The 22870-nt window shown below is 66.7% G+C and carries 18 protein-coding genes; 13 read left to right on the top strand and 5 right to left on the bottom strand.

The window, feature by feature from the left end:
• The first annotated feature begins 34 nt into the window (after nucleotides 1-34).
• The 8 genes from H4W26_RS08000 to H4W26_RS07965 all read left to right on the top strand — a co-directional run bounded on the left by H4W26_RS08000 (nucleotide 35) and on the right by H4W26_RS07965 (nucleotide 10887).
• Nucleotides 35-991, top strand: a complete 957-nt coding sequence (locus H4W26_RS08000) for a sugar phosphate isomerase/epimerase family protein (RefSeq protein WP_192591543.1) — start codon at nucleotides 35-37, stop codon at nucleotides 989-991.
• Nucleotides 992-1056: 65 nt separating this feature from the next.
• A complete protein-coding gene (locus tag H4W26_RS07995; protein WP_192591542.1) occupies nucleotides 1057-2025 on the top strand; it encodes a 3-hydroxyacyl-CoA dehydrogenase family protein in 969 nt (322 codons plus the stop codon).
• Complete coding sequence (locus H4W26_RS07990) at nucleotides 2022-3425, top strand: GntP family permease (protein ID WP_192591541.1); 1404 nt, start codon at nucleotides 2022-2024, stop codon at nucleotides 3423-3425. Before H4W26_RS07995 ends, H4W26_RS07990 begins: the two co-directional genes overlap by 4 nt.
• 59 nt (nucleotides 3426-3484) lie before the next feature.
• Nucleotides 3485-4795, top strand: a complete 1311-nt coding sequence (locus H4W26_RS07985) for an extracellular solute-binding protein (RefSeq protein ID WP_225939639.1) — start codon at nucleotides 3485-3487, stop codon at nucleotides 4793-4795.
• A gap of 369 nt (nucleotides 4796-5164) precedes the next feature.
• Nucleotides 5165-6457 carry an extracellular solute-binding protein gene (locus H4W26_RS07980; RefSeq protein WP_192591540.1) on the top strand — a complete coding sequence of 431 codons (1293 nt, stop codon included), beginning with the start codon at nucleotides 5165-5167 and terminating at the stop codon, nucleotides 6455-6457.
• Between the two features lie 87 nt (nucleotides 6458-6544).
• On the top strand, nucleotides 6545-7456 hold the full coding sequence (locus H4W26_RS07975; RefSeq protein ID WP_192591539.1) for a carbohydrate ABC transporter permease: 912 nt from the start codon (nucleotides 6545-6547) through the stop codon (nucleotides 7454-7456).
• Nucleotides 7456-8400, top strand: a complete 945-nt coding sequence (locus tag H4W26_RS07970; RefSeq protein WP_192591538.1) for a carbohydrate ABC transporter permease — start codon at nucleotides 7456-7458, stop codon at nucleotides 8398-8400. Before H4W26_RS07975 ends, H4W26_RS07970 begins: the two co-directional genes overlap by 1 nt.
• Before the next feature lie 120 nt (nucleotides 8401-8520).
• Nucleotides 8521-10887, top strand: a complete 2367-nt coding sequence (locus tag H4W26_RS07965; protein WP_318779809.1) for a glycoside hydrolase family 3 N-terminal domain-containing protein — start codon at nucleotides 8521-8523, stop codon at nucleotides 10885-10887.
• Between the two features lie 250 nt (nucleotides 10888-11137).
• Here H4W26_RS07965 and xylB read toward each other — a convergent pair whose 3' ends face one another.
• Entirely contained in the window at nucleotides 11138-12583 is a 1446-nt protein-coding gene (gene xylB, locus H4W26_RS07960) for a xylulokinase (protein WP_192591537.1), read from the bottom strand.
• 136 nt (nucleotides 12584-12719) lie between these two features.
• Nucleotides 12720-13901: a xylose isomerase gene (gene xylA, locus H4W26_RS07955; RefSeq protein WP_192591536.1), complete on the bottom strand. Its 1182-nt coding sequence runs from the start codon at nucleotides 13899-13901 to the stop codon at nucleotides 12720-12722.
• A gap of 108 nt (nucleotides 13902-14009) precedes the next feature.
• Here xylA and H4W26_RS07950 point away from each other — a divergent pair, with 108 nt between their 5' ends.
• Nucleotides 14010-15389 carry an ROK family transcriptional regulator gene (locus H4W26_RS07950; RefSeq protein WP_192591535.1) on the top strand — a complete coding sequence of 460 codons (1380 nt, stop codon included), beginning with the start codon at nucleotides 14010-14012 and terminating at the stop codon, nucleotides 15387-15389.
• 32 nt (nucleotides 15390-15421) lie between these two features.
• On the opposite strand, the gene H4W26_RS07945 is transcribed toward H4W26_RS07950, so the two are convergent.
• Complete coding sequence (locus tag H4W26_RS07945; RefSeq protein ID WP_192591534.1) at nucleotides 15422-16549, bottom strand: aldose epimerase family protein; 1128 nt, start codon at nucleotides 16547-16549, stop codon at nucleotides 15422-15424.
• A gap of 245 nt (nucleotides 16550-16794) precedes the next feature.
• Between H4W26_RS07945 and H4W26_RS07940 the strand changes: the two genes are divergently transcribed.
• Nucleotides 16795-17655 carry an HAD family hydrolase gene (locus H4W26_RS07940; RefSeq protein WP_225939638.1) on the top strand — a complete coding sequence of 287 codons (861 nt, stop codon included), beginning with the start codon at nucleotides 16795-16797 and terminating at the stop codon, nucleotides 17653-17655.
• Between the two features lie 29 nt (nucleotides 17656-17684).
• On the opposite strand, the gene H4W26_RS07935 is transcribed toward H4W26_RS07940, so the two are convergent.
• Both H4W26_RS07935 and H4W26_RS07930 read right to left on the bottom strand, forming a co-directional pair.
• Entirely contained in the window at nucleotides 17685-18062 is a 378-nt protein-coding gene (locus H4W26_RS07935) for a DUF427 domain-containing protein (RefSeq protein WP_192591533.1), read from the bottom strand.
• Between the two features lie 62 nt (nucleotides 18063-18124).
• Entirely contained in the window at nucleotides 18125-19831 is a 1707-nt protein-coding gene (locus H4W26_RS07930) for a carbon starvation CstA family protein (protein WP_192592081.1), read from the bottom strand.
• Nucleotides 19832-20017: 186 nt separating this feature from the next.
• Between H4W26_RS07930 and H4W26_RS07925 the strand changes: the two genes are divergently transcribed.
• The 3 genes from H4W26_RS07925 to H4W26_RS07915 all read left to right on the top strand — a co-directional run bounded on the left by H4W26_RS07925 (nucleotide 20018) and on the right by H4W26_RS07915 (nucleotide 22836).
• Nucleotides 20018-21208, top strand: a complete 1191-nt coding sequence (locus tag H4W26_RS07925; protein WP_192591532.1) for a DNA glycosylase AlkZ-like family protein — start codon at nucleotides 20018-20020, stop codon at nucleotides 21206-21208.
• A gap of 158 nt (nucleotides 21209-21366) precedes the next feature.
• Complete coding sequence (locus H4W26_RS07920) at nucleotides 21367-21846, top strand: inorganic diphosphatase (RefSeq protein WP_192592080.1); 480 nt, start codon at nucleotides 21367-21369, stop codon at nucleotides 21844-21846.
• Between the two features lie 159 nt (nucleotides 21847-22005).
• Nucleotides 22006-22836 carry an oxidoreductase gene (locus tag H4W26_RS07915; RefSeq protein WP_192591531.1) on the top strand — a complete coding sequence of 277 codons (831 nt, stop codon included), beginning with the start codon at nucleotides 22006-22008 and terminating at the stop codon, nucleotides 22834-22836.
• Nucleotides 22837-22870: the final 34 nt, after the last annotated feature.

The following is a 22870-nucleotide window of genomic DNA, read 5'->3' as shown; positions in this document are numbered from 1 at the left end:
AAGATGAACCCGCATGCACGTTTGAAAGGAACAGATGTTCACAGCAGCCACGTGGCCCATTGCAGGAAATATGCTCGCCTTCGGAGGCAAGACCTCCGAGGGCGTCCCGGTCTGGGAGGCGTCGACGACCTATTGGTCCGACTGCCTCCGCCAGATGCGCGAACTCGGCTTCGATCACATCGATCCCACGGACGCCTGGCTTCCCCTCCAGAAGCTCTCCCCGTCCCGGCTCGAAGAGTTCAAGAAGGTCCTCGCGGATGAGGGGCTCAAGATCTCCTCGATCTCCATGACGCGGAATTCTGTGGTGGACCGCGAGCACGGCGAACGCAACCTCGCCGATGCCCATCGGCTCATCGACATCGCCCCCGAGTTCGGTGCGACCATCGTCAACACCGGATTCATGCAGGCACTGACCCCAGTCCAGCAGCAGGCGCTCTGGTTCTGGCTCGAGGAGGGCCACCATGACGATCCTGCACTGCGCCCGCTGGCGGTGGAGCGAATCCGCGAACTCGGTGACCACGCCCAGGCGAACAGCATCGAGCTGAGCCTGGAGATGTATGAGGACACGTTCCTGGGCACTGCCGATGAGGCCGTGGCGTTCCACGCCGAGGTCGACCACCCCGCCGTGGGCCTGAACCCCGATCTCGGCAACTTCATCCGACTGCACCGGCCGATGCCGGCGTATGAGGAGATGTTCGAGAAGGTGCTCCCGCACGCGAACTTCTGGCACATCAAGAACTACACACGGGATGAAGACCCGGCGACGGGCGGCTACTCCTCGGCGCCGATGCCGCTGAAGTACGGCCAGATCAACTACCGCAAGATCATCCGCCGGGCACTCGAGCTCGGTTATGAGGGGCCGTTCTGCTGCGAGCACTACGGCTCCGACTCCATCGGAGTCTGCGCCGAGAACCGCGAGTACATCGCCCAGATCCTGACCTCGGCAGAGAACAGCCCGCTGCTCGGTGCCGCACGCCCAGCCACCAGCTGAGGCGGCAGCCATCGCGGCATGACCATCCACAGACAGCGCAACATGACGAAAGAGACTTGAGAACCATGGCTAAGACCATCAACACCGTGACAGTCGTCGGCGCCGGATACATGGGCGGTGGCATCGCCCAATCCCTGGCCCTGGCGGACCTGAAAGTCGAGATCGTCGACGTCGACGTCGAGGCGGCCAAGAAGGGACTGGAGCGGCTGCTCCAGGAGGCACAGGAGTTTGAGGACCAGGGGCTCTATGCCGCTGGATCCACCGAGACCATCAAGGCAAACCTGACGGCGGGCCGCACGCTGGAAGCAGCAGTCGCCGAGTCCGATTTCATCGAGGAAGCCGTCTTCGAGTCCCCCGAGGTCAAGCGGGAGGTGCTGGGAAAGATCTCCGAGCATGCTCGCGAAGACGCCATCATCGGCACGAACACCTCCACCATCCCGGTCCACGTGCTCGTCTCGGCGGTGAAGCACCCTGAGCGGTTCCTCACCGTGCACTTCTCCAACCCGGCCCCCTTCATCCCCGGCGTCGAGCTGGTCTCCGGCGTGGCCACCACTCCGGATGTGGTGGACGCCGTCAAAGATCTGCTGGCCCGCGCTGGCCGCGAGGGTGCAGAGGTCGCTGACACTCCCGGCATGGTGCTGAACCGGCTGCAGTATGCGCTGCTCAAAGAGGCTGCCTCGGTGGTGGAGGAGGGCATCGCGACAGCAGAAGACGTCGACACGGTGGTGCGCACCACCTTCGGCTTCCGACTCGGCTTCTTCGGGCCCTTCGCCATCGCGGACCAGGCAGGCCTCGATGTCTACGCCAATGGGTTCAACACGCTCTCCGAGGCCTACGGCGAGCGTCTCGCCCCGCCGAAGCTGCTCGAGGAGAACGTCGCGGCCGGCCGGCACGGCGTCAAGAACGGCAAGGGTTGGACCGGAGACTTCGACGACGAGACCAAGGCTGAGGTCATCGCCTACCGCAACAAGGCCTATGCCCGCATGGGAGACCTGCTGCGTGAGCTCGGCCCAGCACCGAAGGGCAAGAAATGACCGATGATCTGACGCTCGCCTTCGAGCTCCCCACCCCGGCCCTGCTCGGCCTGGCACTGGCCTCCATCATTCTGCTGCTGGTGCTGATCGTGAAGGTGAAGCTCCACGCCTTCTTCTCGCTGATCATCGTCTCGCTGATCACCGCACTGGCCGCCGGCATCGCCGTCGGCGACGTCCTCTCCGTCGTGGTCGACGGGTTCTCCACCACGGTGGGCAATGTTGCGCTGCTCATCGGCTTCGGCGCCGTGCTCGGACGCCTGGTCGAGATCTCCGGCGGCGCGCAGGTGCTGGCGGACAAGATGCTCGCCACCTTCGGGGAGAAGCGAGCGCCCCTGGCCCTCGCCGTGGCCTCGCTGTTCTACGCCTTCCCGATCTTCCTCGACGCGGGCTTCATCGTCATGCTCCCGGTGATCTACACCGTGGCGCGCAGGCTCGGCGGCAGCTTCATGCTCTACGTGCTGCCCTCCATCGGCGCATTCCTGATGATGCATGCGCTCACCCCGCCCCACCCCGGGCCGACGGCGGCCGCCACGGTCATGGGCGCGGACATCGGGCTGGTGCTGATCGTCGCCATGATGGTGGGCATCCCCACCTGGTACCTGGCGGGCTACCGGCTCGGACTGGTGATGGCCAAGGGCTACCCGAACTTCCCGGTCCCGAACCTCTTCGGCGAGTCCCGGGTCACCGAGGAGTATGCGCGGCCCGCCTTCGGCACCGTCATCTTCGTGCTGCTCCTGCCGCTGGCGCTGATCTTCTACAACGCACTGTCCAACACGCTGGAGGCCGATGGCCGCATCAGCGAGGACAGCTTCGGCTACGCGCTCTCCCAGCTCATCGGCCCCACTCCCGTGGCGCTGCTGATCGCGACTCTGGCCGCGATGTACCTGCTGTTCATCAAGCCGCGCAGGGGCTCGGGCGGACTCGGCGAGGCGATGTCTGACCTGATCGACAACGCGCTGGCTCCGGTCTGCTCGATCATTCTGATCACGGGTGCGGGCGGTGCCTTCGGCGCCGTGCTCACGGCCACTGGGATCGGCGGATCCATCGCCGAGGGGCTGGATGCGCTGGGTCTGCCGGTCATCCTCGCGGGATTCCTCGTCGCCGTGGTCATCCGCGTCGCCCAGGGCTCGGCCACCGTGGCCGCGACCACTGCGGGCGGCATCATGGCCCCCGGTGTCATGGAGCTGGGACTCGACGGCTTCGCCCTGGCGTCCCTCGTGGTCGCCATCGTGGCGGGTTCGATCACCTTCTCGCACTTCAATGACTCCGGCTTCTGGCTCGTGGGTCGCTTCTGCGGCTTCGACACGATCACCACCTTGAAGACCTGGTCCGTCATGGCGACCGCCATCGGCTTCATGGCCTTCTTCCTCAGCTGGGGCGTCTACGCCATCGCCGCCTGAGGACCCCAGTACCGCACGACACTCGTACCGCAAGCACATCGCTATTGATGAGGATAGGAATGATTTCTATGTGGGGTAAGAAGACCAAGCTGAGCACCGCGGTCCTCGCGGCAGGCGCAATGTTCGGGCTCTCCGCCTGCGGCGGGGGAGGCGACTCCGAGTCTTCGGGCGAGCCGGACGCCTGGGTGCTCAACGGTGGTGTCTGGAACGTCGTGGAAGAGGACTTCGCGGCCTGGAACGAGGAGAACCCGGACCAGTCCTTCACGGTGGAGAGCTTCGCCAACGACATCTATAAGGACCGCATCCGCACCGCAGTGGGTTCCGGTGAGGCTCCGACGCTGATCGTGGGCTGGACCGGCGGCGGACTGCTGGAGTACGTGGAGGGTGATTACGTCACCGACATCACCGAGGAGACCGAGGAGCTGCGCGAGGGCCTCATCGAGTCAGTGGTGGCCAACGGTGAAGTCGACGGCTCCACCTACGCCGTGCCGATGAACAACGTGCAGCCGGTCATGATGTATTACAACCAGGAGGTCTTCGACGAGGCCGGCATCGAGGTGCCCACCACCTGGGACGAGCTGCTCGAGGCCGTCGAGGTCTTCCAGGAGCAGGGCGTCCACCCCTTCTCGCTGGCTGGCGGTTCACTCTGGCCCATGCTGATGTGGGCCTCGTACCTGACCGATCGCATCGGCGGACCCGAGGCCTTCGAGGCAGTCGTGGCAGGAGAGCCGGACGCCTGGTCGCATCCGGCGATCATCGAAGCGATGGAGCGCTGCCAGGAACTGGTGGAAGCGGGAGCCTTCGACCCCGGCTTCGCCTCGGTCGTGGCGGACAACAACGAGGATGCGCACCTCGTGGCAGATGGCCTCTCCGCCATGGTCCTGCAGGGCTCCTGGGTCTACTCCCGGCTGCTCGAAGAGAGCCCCGAGTTCATGGAGACCGGCAACCTCGGCGTCACCACCTTCCCGGAGATCGAGGGAGGGGAGGGCGACCCGAACAGCATCGTCGGCAACCCGGCGAACTTCTGGTCGGTCTCTGCGAACGCCACCGAGGAGGAGCAGCAGGCCGGCGTGGACTACCTCTCCGAATGGCTCTTCAACGATGACTACGTGGACGGCATGCTCGAGACGGGAAACATCCCGCCGCTGAAGGGCCTTGAGGACAAGATCCAGGACACGGAGGCCCCCGAGTTCCTGAGCTTCGCCTATGACATGGTCCAGGAAGCTCCGAACTTCCAGCTCTCCTGGGACCAGGCCGTCGACCCTAGCCAGGAGCGTCCGCTGCTGGAGAACCTGGGGCAGATCTTCGCAGGGGACATCACTCCCGAGGAGTTCGCGGAGAACATGAACGAGACTCAGCCCAGCGAGTAATCGCTGGCTCTTCACAGACTGTGAGGCCTGGGCACCGGCAGAGGATCGCTGGTGACCAGGCCTTACGTCTGTGGTGCGGACCGGCCCGCGAGGACCCGCGGCGAGTTAAGTTTCACCATAAGACGCAAGTGTGACGTAGGTCATGGGTTGTGTCTTGACACACACTGATCAGACTATTTAGTCTTACGGCAAGACGAAATCCAGATCACAGTCTGTTCTCAGGTCCATTCGGGCTTCAGACCCGGATCTGGTTCGGACTGCGGCTCTGTGCTGCTGAGCATCCCATCCGGCCGATCCGGAGCACTGGGGAGACCTTGGCCATGTACCGGTACAGAGCTGGAGCTCGCACTGATGAGAAAGGACGCAACGATGCGTAAAGCAACTCGCATGGCAGCAGCAGGCCTCGGAGTCACCTCCCTGATGGCGATCTCCGCCTGCGGCGGCGGCGGAGACAACGGCGGCGGCGGAGACGCAGACGCCAACGCATGGATCCTGACCGGCGGCGGCTGGCCCGCCATCGAAGAAGACTTCAACCGTTGGAACGAATCCAACGAAGACGCTCAGATCGACGTCGAGGGCATCGAGAATGACTCGTACAAGGGCCAGATCCGCACCGCGGTCGGCTCCGGCGAGGCCCCCACGCTGATCATGTCCTGGACCGGTGGCGCGCTGCTGGAATACGCCGAGCAGGATGCGGTCGTGGACCTCACCGGCGAGACCGGTGACCTCGAAGAGCGCGTCTTCGACTCGGTCTGGCAGAACGGCCAGGTCGAGGACAGCACCTACGCCGTCCCGCTGAACGATGTGCAGCCAGTGGTCATGTACTACAACCAGGAGGTCTTCGACGAGGCCGGTGTCGAGATCCCTGAGACCTGGGAAGACGTCGAGGCGGCCATCGAGACCTTCAACGAGAACGATGTTGCGCCGTTCTCACTCGCCGGCGGCTCCGTCTGGCCCGCTCTGATGTGGCTGCAGTACCTCACCGACCGCCATGGCGGCGAAGAGGTCTTCCAGGCAGTGGTCGAGGGTGAAGAGGGAGCATGGGACAACGAGTCCATCCTCTTCGCACTGGAGACCATGCAGGACCTGGGCGAGAACGGTGGCTTCATCGACTCCTACAACTCCGTGACCGCGGATCAGAACGAGGATGCCCAGCTGCTGGCTGACGGTCAGGCCGCCATGCTGCTGCAGGGCTCCTGGGTCTATGCCACCATCAACAACGACTTCCCAGAGTTCGCTGATTCGGGCAACTTCGGCTTCACCTCCTTCCCCACACTGGAAGACGGAGCGGGAGACCCCTCGAACATCGTGGGCAACCCAGCCAACTTCTGGTCGGTCTCGGCTGATGCTTCGGAAGAAGAGCAGCAGATCGCCATGGACTACATCAGCGAGAACCTCTACAACGAGGAGACCGTGGATGCGATGCTCGAGGCCGGTTCGCTGCCGCCGCTCAATGACATCGAAGAGGAGATCGCTGCCACCGAGGACGCGGACTTCCTCGAGTTCTCCAGCCAGCTGGTCGGTGACGCCAACAACTTCCAGCTCTCCTGGGACCAGGCTGTTGCTCCTGAGGTGGCTCAGCCGCTGACCGACAACCTGTCCGGAATCCTCCGCGGGGAGATGACTCCGCAGGAGTTCGTCGACGCGATGAACGCGCTCTGACGAATCCCACAATCGGTTCGGGGCGGCCCTGACGGGTCGCCCCGAACCGTTTGCCTTGCACCGACAACAAGAATCTGAATCGAGCTCATGACTGAAACCGCTTCTCGAAGCAAGACGACCGGGCTTGGTCAAAAGGGACCCTCGTTCCTGATGGCGCTGCCCGCTGTCGCGTTCTTCGGAATATTCGCCCTGATCCCGCTCATCGGAGTGGTCGTGATCTCCTTCATGGAGTGGAACGTGCTGGGTTCCCCCGAGTGGGTGGGCCTGACCAACTGGGAGGCGGTGCTCTTCGATCGCCCCTTCACCTGGACGGCCCTCGGTCTGACGGTCACGTTCGTCATCGGCTCGTACCTCTTCCAGGCCCCTGTGGCGCTGCTCCTCGGCGTCTTCATGGCGGGCCAGCAGCGCTACCGCGCCCTGCTTGCGGTCCTGTACTTCCTTCCGCTGCTCTTCTCCTCGGTGGCCGTCGGTCTGACCTTCCAGTCGCTGTTCTCCCCGAACTACGGCCTCTCGGCGGCGCTGCCCTTCGAGTGGCTGCCCAACGACTGGCTGGCGAACTCCGACCTGGTCATGTGGGTCATGATCTTCGTGGTCGGCTGGTGCTTCGTGCCGTTCCACGGTCTGCTCTACCAGGCAGGCGTGCGCCAGATCCCCGCGTCCATGTATGAAGCCGCCACCATCGACGGTGCCGGTCGCCTGCGGCAGTTCTTCTCCATCACGCTGCCCCAGCTGCGCTACACCATCATCACCTCCTCCACGCTGATGCTGGTCGGCTCCCTCACCTACTTCGACCTGATCTACGTGCTCACCGGCGGGCAGCCTGCAGACGCAGTGCGCATCCTTCCGCTGGACATGTACGTGACCGGATTCGCCTCATACAACCTCGGCTACGCCTCGGTCATCGCGGTGATCCTCGTAGCAATCGGACTGACCCTCTCTCTCTTGCTGAACGTCCTTTCGGGCTCCTCCAAGATGGACAGCGACAAGGCAGGCGCATGATGACACACACCACAAGCAGCGAACCGGCGACTCCTGACGCCAAGACGCAGAAGGCGATCACCCCCGAGACTGCCGGCGGGGACCGCGGCAACATCAAGCAGAACAAGGTCCGGCGCACCGGCGCTCCGGGTGAGAAGCTGAACATCCTCGGTGGAATCGGCGGCTGGCTCTGGCTGGCAGTGATCATCCTCCCGATCTACTACATCGTCATCACCTCGTTCCGCACGAGTGAGGACCTCCGGGCGAACAACCAGCTGCTGCCCTCCACGAACCCGACGATCGCGCCGTTCATCAAGGTGCTGGAGAACGACTTCCTGCACTACTTCACCAACTCGCTGATCGTCACGCTCTCCACCGTGGCAGTGGTCCTCTCGGCCTCGGTGATGGCGGCGTACTACATCACGCGTTCGACCACTCTGGGCGGCAAGCGCCTGTTCCAGATCATCCTGCTCGGCATCGCGATTCCGGTGCAGGCGACGATCATCCCGGTGTACTACCTGATCCAGCAGCTGGGCCTCTATGACACCCTCTGGGCGCTGATCCTGCCGCAGATCGCGTTCGCGATACCGCTGAGCGTGCTCATCATCGTGAACTTCGTGCGCGACATCCCGGCCGAGCTCTTCGAATCCATGAAGGTCGACGGCGCAGGGGAGTGGCGGATCCTCACCTCGCTGGTGCTCCCGATGGCGAAGCCGGCGCTGATGACCGTGGGCATCTACCAGGCCCTGCAGGTCTGGAACAGCTTCCTGTTCCCGCTGGTGCTCACGCAGAGCAGCGAAGTGCGCGTGCTGCCGCTCTCGCTCTGGGAGTACAGCGGTCAGTTTGGCATCGACGTGCCGGCCACGCTGGCAGCCGTCGTGCTCTCGGCTCTGCCGCTGCTGATCGCCTATATCTTTGCCCGCCGCCACATCGTGGCGGGTCTGACCGCCGGCTTCGGCAAGTGAGAATCGGCGTCAACGCCTGACCCTCGACGCCGCCGCATCGATGCTGCCCACCAGCATCGATGCGGCGGTTTTGCCATGCCGATGCCTCATCGTCGCTGAAACAAACCAAGGAGTTCATCCGTGAGCAAACAGACCCCCGAACGAATCACCGGCCCCTGGAACGACCCCTCCCTCTCCGCTGAGCAGCGCGCAGATGCGCTGCTGGCAGAGATGACGCTCGAGGAGAAGGTCTCTCAGCTCGGCTCCCACTGGGAGATGCGCGAAGACCCGGACACCCAGGGTGAGGTCGCTCCGATGGAGGACGCCATGTCTGCGGGCAAGCTGCCCTTCGAATCCGAGATCCTCGACGGCGAGGGCCACCTGACCCGCACCTACGGCACGGTGGCCCTGTCAGTGCCCGAAGGTGCCGCGGATCTGCGTCAGCGCCAGGCCGCCGTGGTCGCCGCGAACCGCTTCGGCATCCCCGCGATCGCCCACGAGGAGTGCCTCACCGGCTACACCGCCTACCAGGCCACGGTCTACCCGACCTCGCTCGCCTGGGGCGCCACATTCGATCCGGAGCTCGTCGAGGAGATGGCCGCCGCGATCGGCGCCGACATGGCCGCCACCGGCGTCCAGCAGGGACTCTCCCCGGTGCTCGACGTCGTCCGTGATGCCCGCTGGGGCCGCGTGGAGGAGACCATAGGCGAGGACCCCTACGTGATCGGCACGCTGGCCACCGCCTACGTCAAAGGCCTGCAGTCCAGCGGCATCATCGCCACGCTCAAGCACTTCGCCGGCTATGCCGCCTCCCGTGCCGCGCGGAACCACGCGCCGGTTCACATGGGCAAGCGCGAGCTGATCGACATGATCTTCTACCCCTTCGAGCTCGCAGTCCGTGAGGGCAAGGTTGGCTCGGTGATGAACTCCTACGCCGACATCGACGGCGAGGCCCCGGCCGCCTCGCACTGGCTGCTCACCGAGGTGCTGCGCGAACAGTGGGGCTTCGAGGGCACCGTGGTCGCCGACTACTGGTCCGTGGCCTTCCTGGAGAAGATGCACCACGTGGCCGCCGATCAGGCCGAGGCCGCGCGGCTCGCCATCTCCGCGGGTCTCGACGTGGAGCTGCCCCACACCGGCGGCTACCGCACCCTGGCTCAGCAGGTCCGCGACGGACTGCTCGAGGAGTCCGTGCTGGACGCCTCGGTGCGCCGTGTGCTGCGGCAGAAGGCCGAGCTCGGTCTGCTCGACCGCGGCGACGACGACGCCGACTGGGAGCCCACCATCGATGAGTCGGTGAACCTGGACTCCCCCGAGAACCGCACGCTCGCCCGCACCGTGGCCGCAAAGTCACTGGTGCTGCTGAAGAACGACGGCGTGCTGCCGCTCGCCCCGGACTCCCAGGCCGCCAAGCGCGTCGCCGTGGTGGGCCCCTCGGCCGATGAGCCGCGCACCATGATGGGCTGCTACTCCTTCCCCAACCACGTGCTCGCGAAGTACCCGGCAGGGACCTTCCCGCACAAGGGCATCGGCGTGCCGATGCCGTCGGTCCTGGAGTCGCTGCGCGAGACCTACGCCGACGCCGAGGTCACCTACAGCTATGGCTCCCCGATCGTGACCCACGACGACAGCCAGATCGCTGCCGCAGCCGAGTCTGCCGCGGCCGCCGACATTGCGGTGGTCACCGTGGGTGACCTGGCCGGCATGTTCGGCGCGGGCACCTCCGGTGAGGGCTGCGACGTCGAGGACCTGAGGCTCCCCGGAGCCCAGCATGAGCTTGTGGAGGCCGTCCTGGACACCGGCACGCCCGTGGTGCTCGTGGTCATCTCCGGGCGTCCCTATGCACTGGGAGGCCTGGCTGAGCGCTGTGCCGCCGTGGTGCAGGGCTTCTTCCCCGGCGAAGAGGGCGGGCCCGCCATCGTGGATCTGCTCAGCGGAGCCATCGAGCCCACCGGTCGGCTGCCCATCGGCGTTCCGGCCCTGCCGGGCGGCCAGCCTGTCGGCTATATCGCCGCGCCGCTCGGACAGAACAGCCAGGGCGTCTCCAACCTGGATCCCACGCCGCTGTACCCCTTCGGGCACGGTCTCAGCTACACCACCGTGGAGTACTCCGAGCTCTCGGTCTCTGCGGCGGAGCTTGCCGTGGACGGTACGGCCCACGTGAGCGTGACGGTGACCAACACCGGGGCTCGGCCCACGGAGGAGGTCGTGCAGCTCTACTTCGGTGATCGCGTCGCCTCCGTGGCCCGCCCGGTCCGGCAGCTGCTCGGCTACACCAAGGTGGAGCTGGCCCCGGGCCAGAGCCGCACCGTGACCTTCGAGGTCCACGCCGACCGGTTCTCCTTCACCGGAGTGGACTACCGCCGGATCGTGGAGCCCGGCGCGATCGATCTCTACGCCGGTCCCTCGGTGGGTGAGCTGCCGCTGCAGGCTGAGCTGCACCTCACCGGGGCGGTCCGGGAGATCCAGGGCCACCGCGTGCTGATCACTCCGGCCACCGTGAACTGACTCGCTGCTGGACTGCACCCTGGTCCACCCACGGCCACGAGACCACCAAGCGAGCGAAGCCCCCGACGCAGCAGCGTCGGGGGCTTCGTCAGTCCTGGTCAGTCGTGTTCACGTTCCTCCGAGTGTCGCATCCCTATGCCATGTCCCATCGTTATTTCTGTTCAAAGCCGTGGGACACGGCACAGGGATGCGACCGCGCCGGGAGGTGTCCGGGTGAAGGGGCTTCGCTCGCTTCAGGGCCTGGTGAAGCTCAGTGCTTCTCGGCGATCAGCGACCGTCGGGCGGCATAGGCCTCGCGCACCTCGGGAGTGGGTGTGCCGCTGATGGTCTCAGACTCCACGGTGGTCCAGGACGGCGCCTCGGCGTCGCCGGAGAGCACCCATGCTGCCTGTCGGGCGGCACCATCGGCCACATACTCGCCGGGGGCGGGCACCTGGACTTCGCGGCCGAAGATCGCGGGTGCGATCTGCTGCACGGCTGCGGAGCGGGCAGCCCCACCGATGAGCTTGATGGACTGGACCGGCACGCCCAGCGAGGTCATCGCCTCCAGTCCGTCGGCGAGTCCGCAGAGCAGACCCTCCACGGCGGCACGTGCCACATCCTGCGGGTTCATCGAGGCCAGGGTGAGCCCGATGAAGGAACCGGTGGCATAGGGCAGGTTCGGCGTGCGCTCGCCCTCGAGGTAGGGCACCAGGGTCAGCCCATGGGCGCCGGGCTCGGCCGCCAGTGCCAGCTCGGCCAGTCCGGCGTGATCCACGCCGAGCATCCGGGCGGCGCCGTCCATGACGCGGGAGCCGTTGAGTGTGACCGCCAGCGGCAGGAACTGACCAGTCGCGTCAGCGAAGCCGGTGACCATTCCGGAGGGGTCCTGGATCGGCTCGGGCGAGACCGCGGAGACCACGCCCGAGGTGCCGATGGAGATCGCGACGTCGCCGGTGCTCATGCCCAGGCCCAGCGCGGCAGCGGCGTTGTCGCCCGCCCCCGGTCCGAGGAACAGGTGGCCCCAGCCCTGCGCATCGTCTCCGGTGCCGACCTGCTCGCGCGGGCCGCAGACCCGGGGGAGGATGATCGCCTTCGCCGCTTCCTCGCTGATCCGCAGGGCGCGGGCCAGCAGGTCATAGCGATAGGTGCCGGCGGCGGTGTCGAAGTACCCGGTGCCGGAGGCGTCCGAGCGGTCGGTGGCCAGGTCCTTGAGGTCTGTCGAGCCCGAGAGCTTCCAGGTCAGCCAGTCATGGGGGAGTGCGACGGCGGCCACGCGTCCAGCGTTCTCCGGCTCGGCGTCGGCCAGCCAGCGCAGCTTCGTCACAGTCAGTGAGGCCACCGGCACGGAGCCGGTCATGGAGGTCCACGCGGCCGCGCCCTCGGACCCGCCGCCGAATTCGTTGATCAGTTCTGCCGCGGCATCGGCGGAACGGGTGTCGTTCCACAGCAGCGCGGCGCGGATGACCTCGCCGTGGGCATCCAAGGCGACCATCCCATGCTGCTGACCGCCGACGGATGCGGCAGAGACATCGGCGAGCCCGCCGGCGGACTCGATGGCGCTGAGCAGGGCGTCCCACCAGGCCGCGGGGGCGACCTCGGTGCCCTCCGGATGCTTGGCGGAGCCGGTGCGCACCAGGGCGCCGGTCTCGGCGTCGCGGATGACGACCTTGCAGGACTGGGTGGAGGAATCTATTCCTGCGACGAGTGTGGGCACCGCAGTCTCCTTTCTTGAAGCCGCCGGTCAGGGCCGCTTCGGGGTGGGTGAAGAGCTGTGATCAGGATCTCACAGCGGTGGCCGGCCGCCCCAGAACACTGGGGCGACCGGCCACATCACGAAGCTCAGCTGAGAATCAGCCGATCAGGTGCTTCATCGCCAGCTGGTTCAGGTTCACGAAGCCGTATTCACGCTCGGCCGCCTTGTCCACGTCGAACTTCTCGTAGGTGGAGGTGTCGGCGAGGAAGTCGCTGAGCGACTCGCCGGCGGCGAGGGTGGTCTCGCCCAGCTCGTAGACGCCGGAGGCCTTCAGTGCAGCCTGCACCTCTGGGTCCGCACGGAAGGCCTTGGACTTGTCGGCGAGCATGGTGACCATCTCGACGTTGGCCTTCGCGGAGTCCCAGATGCCCTGGACGTAGTCGGTGCGGGAGGGCTTGTAGTCGAAGTGCAGCCATCCGTCGTACTTCGCTCCGCCACCGGGGAAGCCATTGACCAGCAGGTCGATGGTGAAGAACGCGGAAGCCAGCTCGCCGTGACCGAAGACCAGGTCCTGGTCGTACTTGATCGAGCGCTGACCGTTGAGGTCGATGTGGAAGAGCTTGCCTGCCCACAGCGCCTGGGCGATCCCGTGGGTGAAGTTCAGGCCGGCCATCTGCTCGTGGCCGGTCTCCGGGTTCAGTCCGACGATGTCGCCGTGCTCGAGCTTCGCGATGAAGCCCAGTGCGTGACCGATGGTCGGCAGGAAGATGTCGCCGCGCGGCTCGTTGGGCTTGGGCTCCAGCGCGATGCGCAGGTCGTAGCCCTTGTCCTTGATGTAGCTGGCGATGGTGTCCACGCCTTCGGCGTAGCGCTCGTGGGCTGCGAAGAGGTCCTTGGAGCCGTCGTACTCAGCGCCTTCACGGCCGCCCCACATCACGAAGGTCTCGGCGCCGAACTCAGCGGCGCGGTCGACGTTGCGCAGCAGCTTCCGCAGGCCGAAGCGGCGCACGGAGCGATCGTTGGAGGTGAGGCCGCCGTCCTTGAAGACCGGGTGGGAGAAGGTGTTGGTGGTGACCATCTCGACCTTCAGGCCGACCTCGTCTGCGACCTCCTTGAAGCGGGTGAAGTACTTCTCGCGCTCGGAGTCATCGGTGCCGAAGGGGGCGACGTCGTCGTCGTGGAAGGTGACGCCCGATGCGCCGGCTTCCTTGATCTTGGGCAGGTACTCCCATGGCTCGAACGCGGGGCGCGAGGCCGAACCGAACTGGTCCTGGGCGGTCCAACCGACGGTCCAGAGACCGAAGGAGAGCTTGTAGTCAGATGCTGGCGTCGATGCCATGGGGGCCTCCTGCAAGGGATAGTTCCGGGGTGCACCGGGAAGCTGTGACCCGGCACTCATTTTGTTTCTAGATGAAACCTAAATCGAATTGGGGCTAAGATCAAGTCCGTGACCCAAGACACTTCCAGCAAGACGGCGGGACCGAGACCCAGCACCGGCTTCGGTGTGACCTCTCGCGGCTCTTTGGCACGCCTCGGCCGCAGTTCAGGGGCCGACCATGCGGACTACGCCCGATCTCCGCGCAGCGAGGGATCGGCCTCGGCGCACAGCCCGCGCCCCGGCGCCCGCCAGGAGACGCTGCGCGAGACGAACCTGGTGCTGCTGACCGAAGAGATCTTCTCCGCAGGGGTGGCGCTCTCCCGGGCAGACCTCGCGCTGCGCACCGGCATGACGCGCTCCACCGTCTCCCGTCTGGTCGATGACCTGTTGGCGGCCCGCATCATCCGCGAGGGATCCCCCGCGGTCGGCGGCGGCGCCCGCGGTCGTCCCGCGGTGCCGCTGCATCCTGCGCGCGCGACCCTGGCAGGTCTCGGCGTGGAGATCAGCGTGGACTTCATGGCAGCTCGAGCGCTGGACCTGACCGGGGAGATCCTTGCCGAGGAGATCCTCGATGGAGACTTCCGCGGCTCCGATCCGGAGGCGGTGCTTCCCCAGGCCGGGGCGATGGCCATCCGAGTGGCGCGCACGGCCGCGGCGCGGGGCGCCACGATCGTCGGCACGGTGCTCGCCCTGCCCGGTCTGGTCGGCGCGGACGAGCACTCGCTGGTGCTCGCGCCGAACCTGGGCTGGCGCGGAGTGGACGCGGTCTCGCTGCTGGTCGGCGAGGAGCGAGAGGTCTTCGGCGGCTTCATCCACGCCGCCAATGAGGCCAAGCTCGCCGCGCTCGCCGTGGCCCAGGAGCTGGCCGCCGCAGACCAGCAGGAACAGACCTTCCTCTACGTCTCGGCGCAGATGGGCATCGGCGCCGCGGTGGTGATCGAATCCGTGGTCGACGTCGGACAGCACGGCTGGGCCGGGGAGATCGGACACATCTCAGTGGAGCCGAACGGACCGCAGTGCGGCTGTGGCGCCCTGGGCTGCCTGGAGACCTACGCCGGCAAGCGTTCGCTGCTCGCGGCCGCCGGGATGCCCCGCACCGCCACTGCCCAGGAGCTGGTGGAGCTGAGCCAGCGCGACGACGACGACGGCCGGAAGGCCTGCGCGGCGATCGACCGTGCCGGATGGGCGCTGGGTGTGGCCCTGGCCGGGGCGATGAACCTGCTGGACGTCCACGACATCGTGCTCGGAGGGGTCTACGGACCGCTGGCAGAGATGCTGAGCCCCCGGATCGAGGAGGAGCTCAACTCGCGGGTGCTCTCCGCGCAGTGGAGCACTTTCCGGGTGCGCACCGCCTCAGGGCAGCCCGCACCGGCCGCCACCGGCGGGGCGCTGCGCGCCATGCGCTGCGTGGTCGACGCCCCGCTGCAGTGGGTGCCGCTGCCGCTCTAGAGCCGGACCGTTCGTCCGAGCTGTGACTGCGCTCAGTCGACGCGGATGGCTTCGATGCTGTAGCCCATGCGGAACCATTCGCCGGGGGCCAGATGGACCAGGTCCTCTCCGGAGTTCAGCGCGTCGGGCGGGCAGCTCATCGGCTCGATGGCCACTCCCGCGCGATCAATGCGTTCGCCGGTGTAGACCTGCACCCAGGGCGAGTCGGCGATCATGCGCACCACGAACCCGGACGGGCCGTGCACGAGCTCGGCCGTCCAGCCTTCCGGGGGGAGGTCGGTGAAGGCATGGTCGATGCGTCGCCCGGCCAGCAGCGGTCCGTTGGTCAGATCGAAGTCCCCGGAGACGGTCTCACGTCCGGTCACCGCGCCATCGGGCGAGGTCTTGAGCACCGTGCGAGCGGGCAGTCGAAGGCGGCACTCCGTCAGCGAGGCGCCGCCCGCGGTCAGGTACGGGTGGAAGCCAGCGCCGAAGGGAGCCGTCTGCGGGGCGGCAGCTGCGACGTCGTCGTCCTGTGCCAGATCTGGCTCCGCCTGATCCTGCTCGGCGGCGGGCTCCTCATCGGTCTCCACGGATGCTTCGTCAGCGTCAGCGGCGGTGCCAGCGTCAGTGCCTGAGTCAGCGTCAGGGGAGGTCTCGGGTTCCAGCGGCTCGGACAGCGGGAGGTCCTCCGCCGCAGGGGCGTCGGTGGCTTCAGCCAGCTCGTCGGCGGTGAGCTCGGGCTCCACCTGCGGGCGGTAGCGGGCCATCAGTGTGGCGGAGAGTCCGATGTCGGCGGAGACGCGGTAGATCAGCGCGATGTCGAGTCCGAAGGGATAGCCCTCCGTGGGCTCCAGGAAGCCCTGCAGCTGCACCTCGGTGTCCTTATGGGCCTGCACGTGCAGCGGGAGGTCCACCATCAGACCATGCAGCGCGGCGCCGGTGGCCTCTTCGTTGACCGGGAGCGCGTAGTCCTGACCTGCGTAGGAGTACATGCCGCCCTGCGTGCGGTTGGGCCAGGGTGCCAGGACGGCACCGGGGAAGGCGCCGTCAGTGGAATCGCCTGCCGGAACGACGAGCTCGTCCTCGTGATGCTTGAGGCGCAGCAGCTGACCGCCGAGGAGGCTGATCTGTGCCGAGTATCCGCCGCCGTTGATGGATACCGAGTTCGTCGCGTCCATATATGGTGCCTCCTACGAAGCGTCGCAAAACCGTGCGTCTCCCTGACACTGCCCCGGCCAAGCTGAAGACCAGGCGGACGGTAGCAATGAAACGCAAAGTGACATGTAGGTCAACAGTACCCAAAAGGCTATAGTCCGGCCTATTCCTGGGCATCGGCGGCGCGGTGACGGTGTGAGACTGACCGATAAGGCATAATGGTCCGTTACCCTTTCGAACGAGTGTGATGACAATGAATACATCTGCAATGACAGCCTCTGAAGAATTCTCCATCCCGGCGGCCGGCTCCGGTGGCAGCTTCTCCCACGTCCAGGGCAAGAAGATGGTCTGCCTCGACGTGGACGGCACGATCGTCCACCACGACGGCCGGATGTCCGATGCCGTGAAGGAGATCGGACGTTCCCTCGTGGCTGAGGGGCACACTGTGGTGGTCTCCACGGGCCGCTCCCTGCCTGCCACTCTGCCGGTGGTCGAGACCTTCGGCATCGAGCACGGCTACGCGGTCTGCAGCAACGGCGGTGTCACTGTGCGCGTCGATGCCTCGCTCGAGGACGGCTATGAGGTGCTGGACCGGCGGATCTTCGATCCAGCCCCGGCACTGGACGCACTCATGGAGCGCCTCCCGAACGCGCGCTACGCCATCGAGACCTCGGTGGGAGACTTCCTCTCCACCGAGCGCTTCGAGGACATGTCCTTCGGCCTGGACGCTCGCGGCGTCAGCTTCCAGGAGATGAAGAGCACCGAGGCCGTGCGTCTCGTCGTGAACTCCACCGACTCCACGGCCGAAGACTTCACCGCCGCCGTCGAAGGCATCGGCCTGCACGGCGTCACCTACTCGGTGGGCTGGTCGGCCTGGCTGGACATCGCTGCGGCCGGAGTCACCAAGGGCTCATCGCTGGAGACGCTGCGCGAACGCCTCCAGGTGCCGGTCGAAGACACGGTCGCCGTGGGCGACGGTCGCAACGACATCGAGATGCTGCGCTGGGCCACGCTCGGTGTGGCCATGGGGCAGGCGCCTCAGGAGGTCATCGACGCCGCCGACGAGCTCACCGCCCCGGTGGAAGAAGATGGACTGGTCTCCGTGCTGCGGCGGGTGCTCGAGAGCTGAGGCCAGCTCCCCGTCGACGGCGGGGCTCTTCAGGCTGCCGTCACCTCGACGTCGACCCGGTCGGGATAGAACGCCAGGTGATCCCTGATCTCGGCCACCGCGGCATGCGGGCGCTCGTAGCTCCAGACCACATCGCCGAGCTCCGCGCCCCCGGCAAGCACCGTGAAGTAGCTCGCCTCGCCCTTATAGGGGCAGTAGGTCCCATGCTCGGTGCGCTGAAGCGCCGCCATCTGCACGTCGGCACGCGGGAGATAGTAGGCGGGCGGATACCCATGCTCACGCAGCACCAGCGCGGCGCGGGTGTCTGCAAGAGTGACACCCGCGGCCGTGACGCGCACACGCTCGGCGCTCGCGGTGACGCTGATGGGATGATCCGGACCAGGCTGGAGAACCGTCTTCTCGCTCATGGCGATCAACAACCGCGCCGCGGCGCGCCCCATTCCCTCGGGGCGCGCCGCTCACCTGCGGACTAGCGCAGCGGCAGCTTCTCGTCCTCGGTCAGCGCCACGTCGTCCTCGGGCTCCTTCTCCCCGCGCCAGGCCCGGTTCATCGACATGATGCATTCGGTGAGGACCCACACGGCGGCGAAGATGATGACCACGTTCAGCGAGAACAGCAGCCACTCGCCCTCGTTGAAGAAGCTGAACACCTGGACCACGGCGGCGTAGGAGCTCACCACCAGCACGAAGGCCATCGGGATCAGCACCGGCAGGAACGGGCGGTTCTTCTTCATCAGCATCACCACGATGATGCCCATCGTCAGCGCCGCCAGGAGCTGGTTGGTCGTGCCGAAGAGCGGCCAGATCAGCATGCCGCCTGAACCGTCGGCGCCCTGCGAGAAGGTGAGACCGCCGCCGATCACGATCACGATCAGCGTCGCGGCGATGATCCGGATCCTGATCTTGGCCAGCTCGCCGATCTCCTGCACCACGAAGCGCATCAGGCGCACGCCGGTGTCCATCGTGGTGGCGGCGAAGAGCACCGCCATGGTGGCCAGGATGGTGGCTGAGAGGCCCTCCGGGATCCCCAGGCCGGCGTTGACGATCGTCGCGCCGCCCTCCACGAAGTTCCCGACCGGGTTGTCGTTGAAGGAGGCGTAGACCTCTTCCCACTGGGCCAGCGACTGGAAGCCAGCGGTTGTGGCGATGATCGCGCCCAGCGCGAGCAGCCCCTCACCCACGGCTCCGAAGTAGCCCACGAACCGCGCATCGGACTCGCGGTCCAGCTGCTTGGAGGTGGTCCCGGTGGCGACCGTGCCGTGGAAGCCGGAGATCGCCCCGCAGGCTATGGTCACGAAGAGCAGCGGCACCATCGACGGTGTTCCTTCGGGAAGGTTCGTGTTGATGGCCGGAGCCACGATCGTCGGCGTCGCGATCAGGGTGGCCCCGTAGAGGATGCCCAGACCGATGAACAGCTGCACGCCGTTGATGTAGTCGCGCGGCTGCAGCAGCACCCACACCGGGAGCAGCGAGGCGATGCCGGCGTAGAGGAACAGCACGATGATCCAGACCCCATTGGGGGCCAGGCCGAACGTGCTCTCCGGCAGTTCGATGGGATAGGAGTTGCCCACCACGATCAGCGCATAGAGGGCGACGACGCCGACGATGGTCACCGCCAACAGGTTCATCCGGAACCGGTAGATCGCCTGACCGACCAGCAGCGCCACGATCAGCGCGCCCCAGGTGGGGATGACCGAGCCCGGCTCTGAGACCAGCAGGTTCGAGATCACCACGGCAAAGGCGGCGACCACCATGAGCAGCAGCAGGAAGACCACGACCAGGAACAGGTTGCGGCCGCGGGCGCTGATATAGCGCCCGGACAGCGTGCCGATGGACTGTCCACGGTTGCGCTGAGAGGCCCAGAGAGCGCCCAGGTCATGCATGCCCGCGATGAACACGGTGCCGAAGGTGACCCAGAGGAACGCTGGGAGCCAGCCCCAGATGACGGCGACGGCGGGTCCCACGATGGGCGCGGCTCCTGCCACCGAGGTGAAGTGGTGGCCCCAGAGCACGTAACGATTCGTGGGGACGAAGTCCACGCCGTCGTTGAACTGGTGGGAGGGGGTCTTGAACTCGGCGTTGAGCTTATAGACCTTCCGTGCCAGGAAGCGTGAATACAAGAAATAGCCGGTGAGCATCATGGCCACACCGATGATCGCGATGATCAGAGAGTTGATCCCGTCCATGTTCTCCTCCTCATTGAGGCGCGCCTGCCCGAGAGCGGGCGCGGATTGGGCGCAGTGATGTGATTCCCACCATGGTACGCAGTGTGAGGTGCTCGTCACACTGTCGACATGCGAGTTCCGGTGTCGGGCCACCTCCTCGGCGTCGGGCTCTGCTGTGACCGCCGATAGGATCGCGAGATGGCCGAACTCAGTGCAAAGCCCGTGACCGTGGAGTGGGTGCGCGCCGCGGTCCTCCACGCCCAGCGGATTCCAGACCCCGGAGGCCCCAGCTCCTACGCGACGGCGGCCGAGGTGCTCCGCGGGATCGGACTCATCCAGCTGGATCCGCTCACCCGCGTCTCCACCGCGCAGCGGCTCACCTCGCTGACCAGGCTTCCGCGGAGCGCCCGGGCCGAGGACGTCGATTCCTCGCTCTGGCCAGCTGGGGCGCCGCTGCATGAGCCTCCGGTCTCCTTCGAGGCCTTCACTAAGGTCGCCTGCGTGTTCCCGCTGGAGGACTGGCCGCTGCTGCAGCTGCGTCGCGAGCGGGTGCGTGAGACCTACGGAGATCAGATCGATCCCGGGATGCGTGAGCGGATCCTCGAGGTGGTCGCGCAGCGGCCGCAGGGCGCGCAGATCGGGGTGATCGAATCGGCACTGGGGGAATCTCGGACCACCGGGTGGAACTGGTCTGAGATCAAGAAGACGGCCGAGCTCATGGTGCGCACCGGGGACCTGGTGATCACCGCACGCAATGGCATCATCCGCCTCTTCGACCTGCCGGAGCGGGCGCTGCCGGCGCCGGTCCGTGAAGCCTCACATCTGCCCCCGGAGCAGCTGCGCGCAGGGCTCGCTCGCCGCGCGGCGGGCACGCTGGCAGTCATGACGGTGGGGGACTTCGCCCACCATTACCACCTCTCGGCCGCCGACGCCGCGCTGGGCATCGAGCTCGCCGGGCTGCTCCCGCTGCAGGTCGCCGGCTGGAAGGACCCTGCGTACTGCCTTCCGGAACTCCTCGACGCCATGCCGGCAGAGGAGCCCCAAGGCCCTGGTGCCGGACCGGCAGCCGCAGCCCGGCTCATCGGCCCCTTCGACCCGCTGCTTCGCGACCGAGGCCGTGCCCGGCGGATCTTCGGCTTCGACTACACCTTCGAGGCCTACGTCCCCAGGGACAAGCGGCTCTACGGGCATTACGTCATGGGGGTGCTCTCCGGCACCGAGATGCTCGGCCGCGTCGATCTTCAACGGGTCTCCGGCGTGCTGCAGCTCAACCGGATCTTCACCGAGTCCGGCCATGCCCAGCGATCGGTGAACGCCCGCGCACGGGCCGGAGCCAAGACGCTCGCCGCCCAGCTGGGGGTGCAGCTCTCGGGCGAGGCCGCGCGGTGAACCAGCACGTCTCCGGCGCGACGGACCCCGCGCCTGCCGGCGGGTCGGAATGTGTACGCTTGGCCCAGAGAAGGACGCGCTCGAGCCTGACCCGGAGGTCAGCCAGGCGCGAGACCCAGCACTGCCCTTGACGCACAATCAGAGGAGAACCCATGGCCCTGACTCACGATGTCACCGTCGAAATCCCCGAAGGCTCGCGCGTGAAGTACGAGATCGACCACGAGACCCATCGTCTCCGCCTCGACCGCGTGCTGTTCACCCCCATGCAGTACCCGACGCACTACGGCTACTTCGACGACACCCTCGGTGAGGATGGCGACCCGCTCGACGCGATGGTCTGGATCCCCGGTGTGGACCTGGTCCCCGGCGTCGTCGTCGAGTCACGTCCGGTGGGCGTGCTGAACATGACCGATGACGGGGGAGGGGACGCCAAGCTGCTGTGCGTCCCCAAGGACAAGCGCTTCGACCACATCCAGGAGCTCGTGGACGTCGACGAGTGGACCCGCAAGGAGATCGAGCACTTCTTCACCCGCTATAAGGACCTCGAGCCCGGCAAGTGGGTCAAGATCGAAGGCTGGGCAGGCCGCGCCGAGGCTGAGGCCGAGCTGACCCGCTCCATCGAGCGCTTCAAGGGCTGATCCAGCCCCGCTGAACACCTGCACGGCCATCTGGTGGGCGATCTGCGGGAATCTCTGCGCGTTCTGCGTGAAGATCGTCCCGAACATCGCCCACCAGAGGCATCCCTGCCGGCGCCTGCATCCTGCGCCCGGTCCACGAACTGCTCAGAGGCCCACCGCATGACCTCCACACAGCCCGTCGCCCTGGTCACAGGCGCCTCCTCGGGAATCGGCGCTGCCACTGCGCGCCGGCTCGCCGCCGCGGGGTATCTGGTCTATGGCGCTGCCCGCCGAGCCGATCGCCTGGAAGAGCTCCGCGGCGATGGTGTCCTCCCCCTGGTGGTGGACCTGCTCGAAGAGGCCTCCCTCACCACGGCCGTCGAGCACATCCGCGCAGAGGCTGGTCGACTCGATGTATTGGTCAACAACGCCGGCTACGGCGAATTCGGCGCGGTGGAGGACGTCCCGATCGCGCAGGCGCGCCGCCAGTTCGAGGTCAACCTCTTCGGCCTCGCCCGGCTGGTGCAGCTGAGCCTGCCGCTGATGCGCGCCCAAGGCGGCGGCACCATCATCAACATTTCTTCGGTGGCGGGCAGAGTCGCCGGCCCGCTCGGCGCCTGGTACCACGCCAGCAAGTTCGCGCTCGAGGGGTTCAGCGATTCGCTGCGCCAGGAGCTCGCCCCGTTCGGGGTGCGCGTCGTCGTCGTCCAACCGGGGGCGATCAGGACCGAATGGGGCGCCCACGCCCTGGATTCTGCGCGCGACGCCTCGGGGGCGGGCCGCTACTCCCGCCGCGTGGACGGCCTCGCCCGCGGGATCCTGAATCCGCACGGCACGCAGCGTCGCGCCTCTTCACCGGAGGTCATCGCCGCGGTGATCGAGCGGGCGGCGAAGGCTCGCCGTCCGCGCACGCGCTACGCGCTGGGGCACATGGCCCGGGTGGGGCTCACCGCCCGGCGCCTGCTCAGCGACCGACTCATGGATCAGGCCACCAGCCGCCTCATGGGCTGAGGTTCACCGGGCGACGACTCTGCGCCGGCACCGA

The sequence above is a fragment of the Nesterenkonia halotolerans genome (assembly GCF_014874065.1).
Lineage (GTDB): Bacteria > Actinomycetota > Actinomycetes > Actinomycetales > Micrococcaceae > Nesterenkonia > Nesterenkonia halotolerans.
This window is presented reverse-complemented; position numbering and strand designations above follow the sequence as displayed.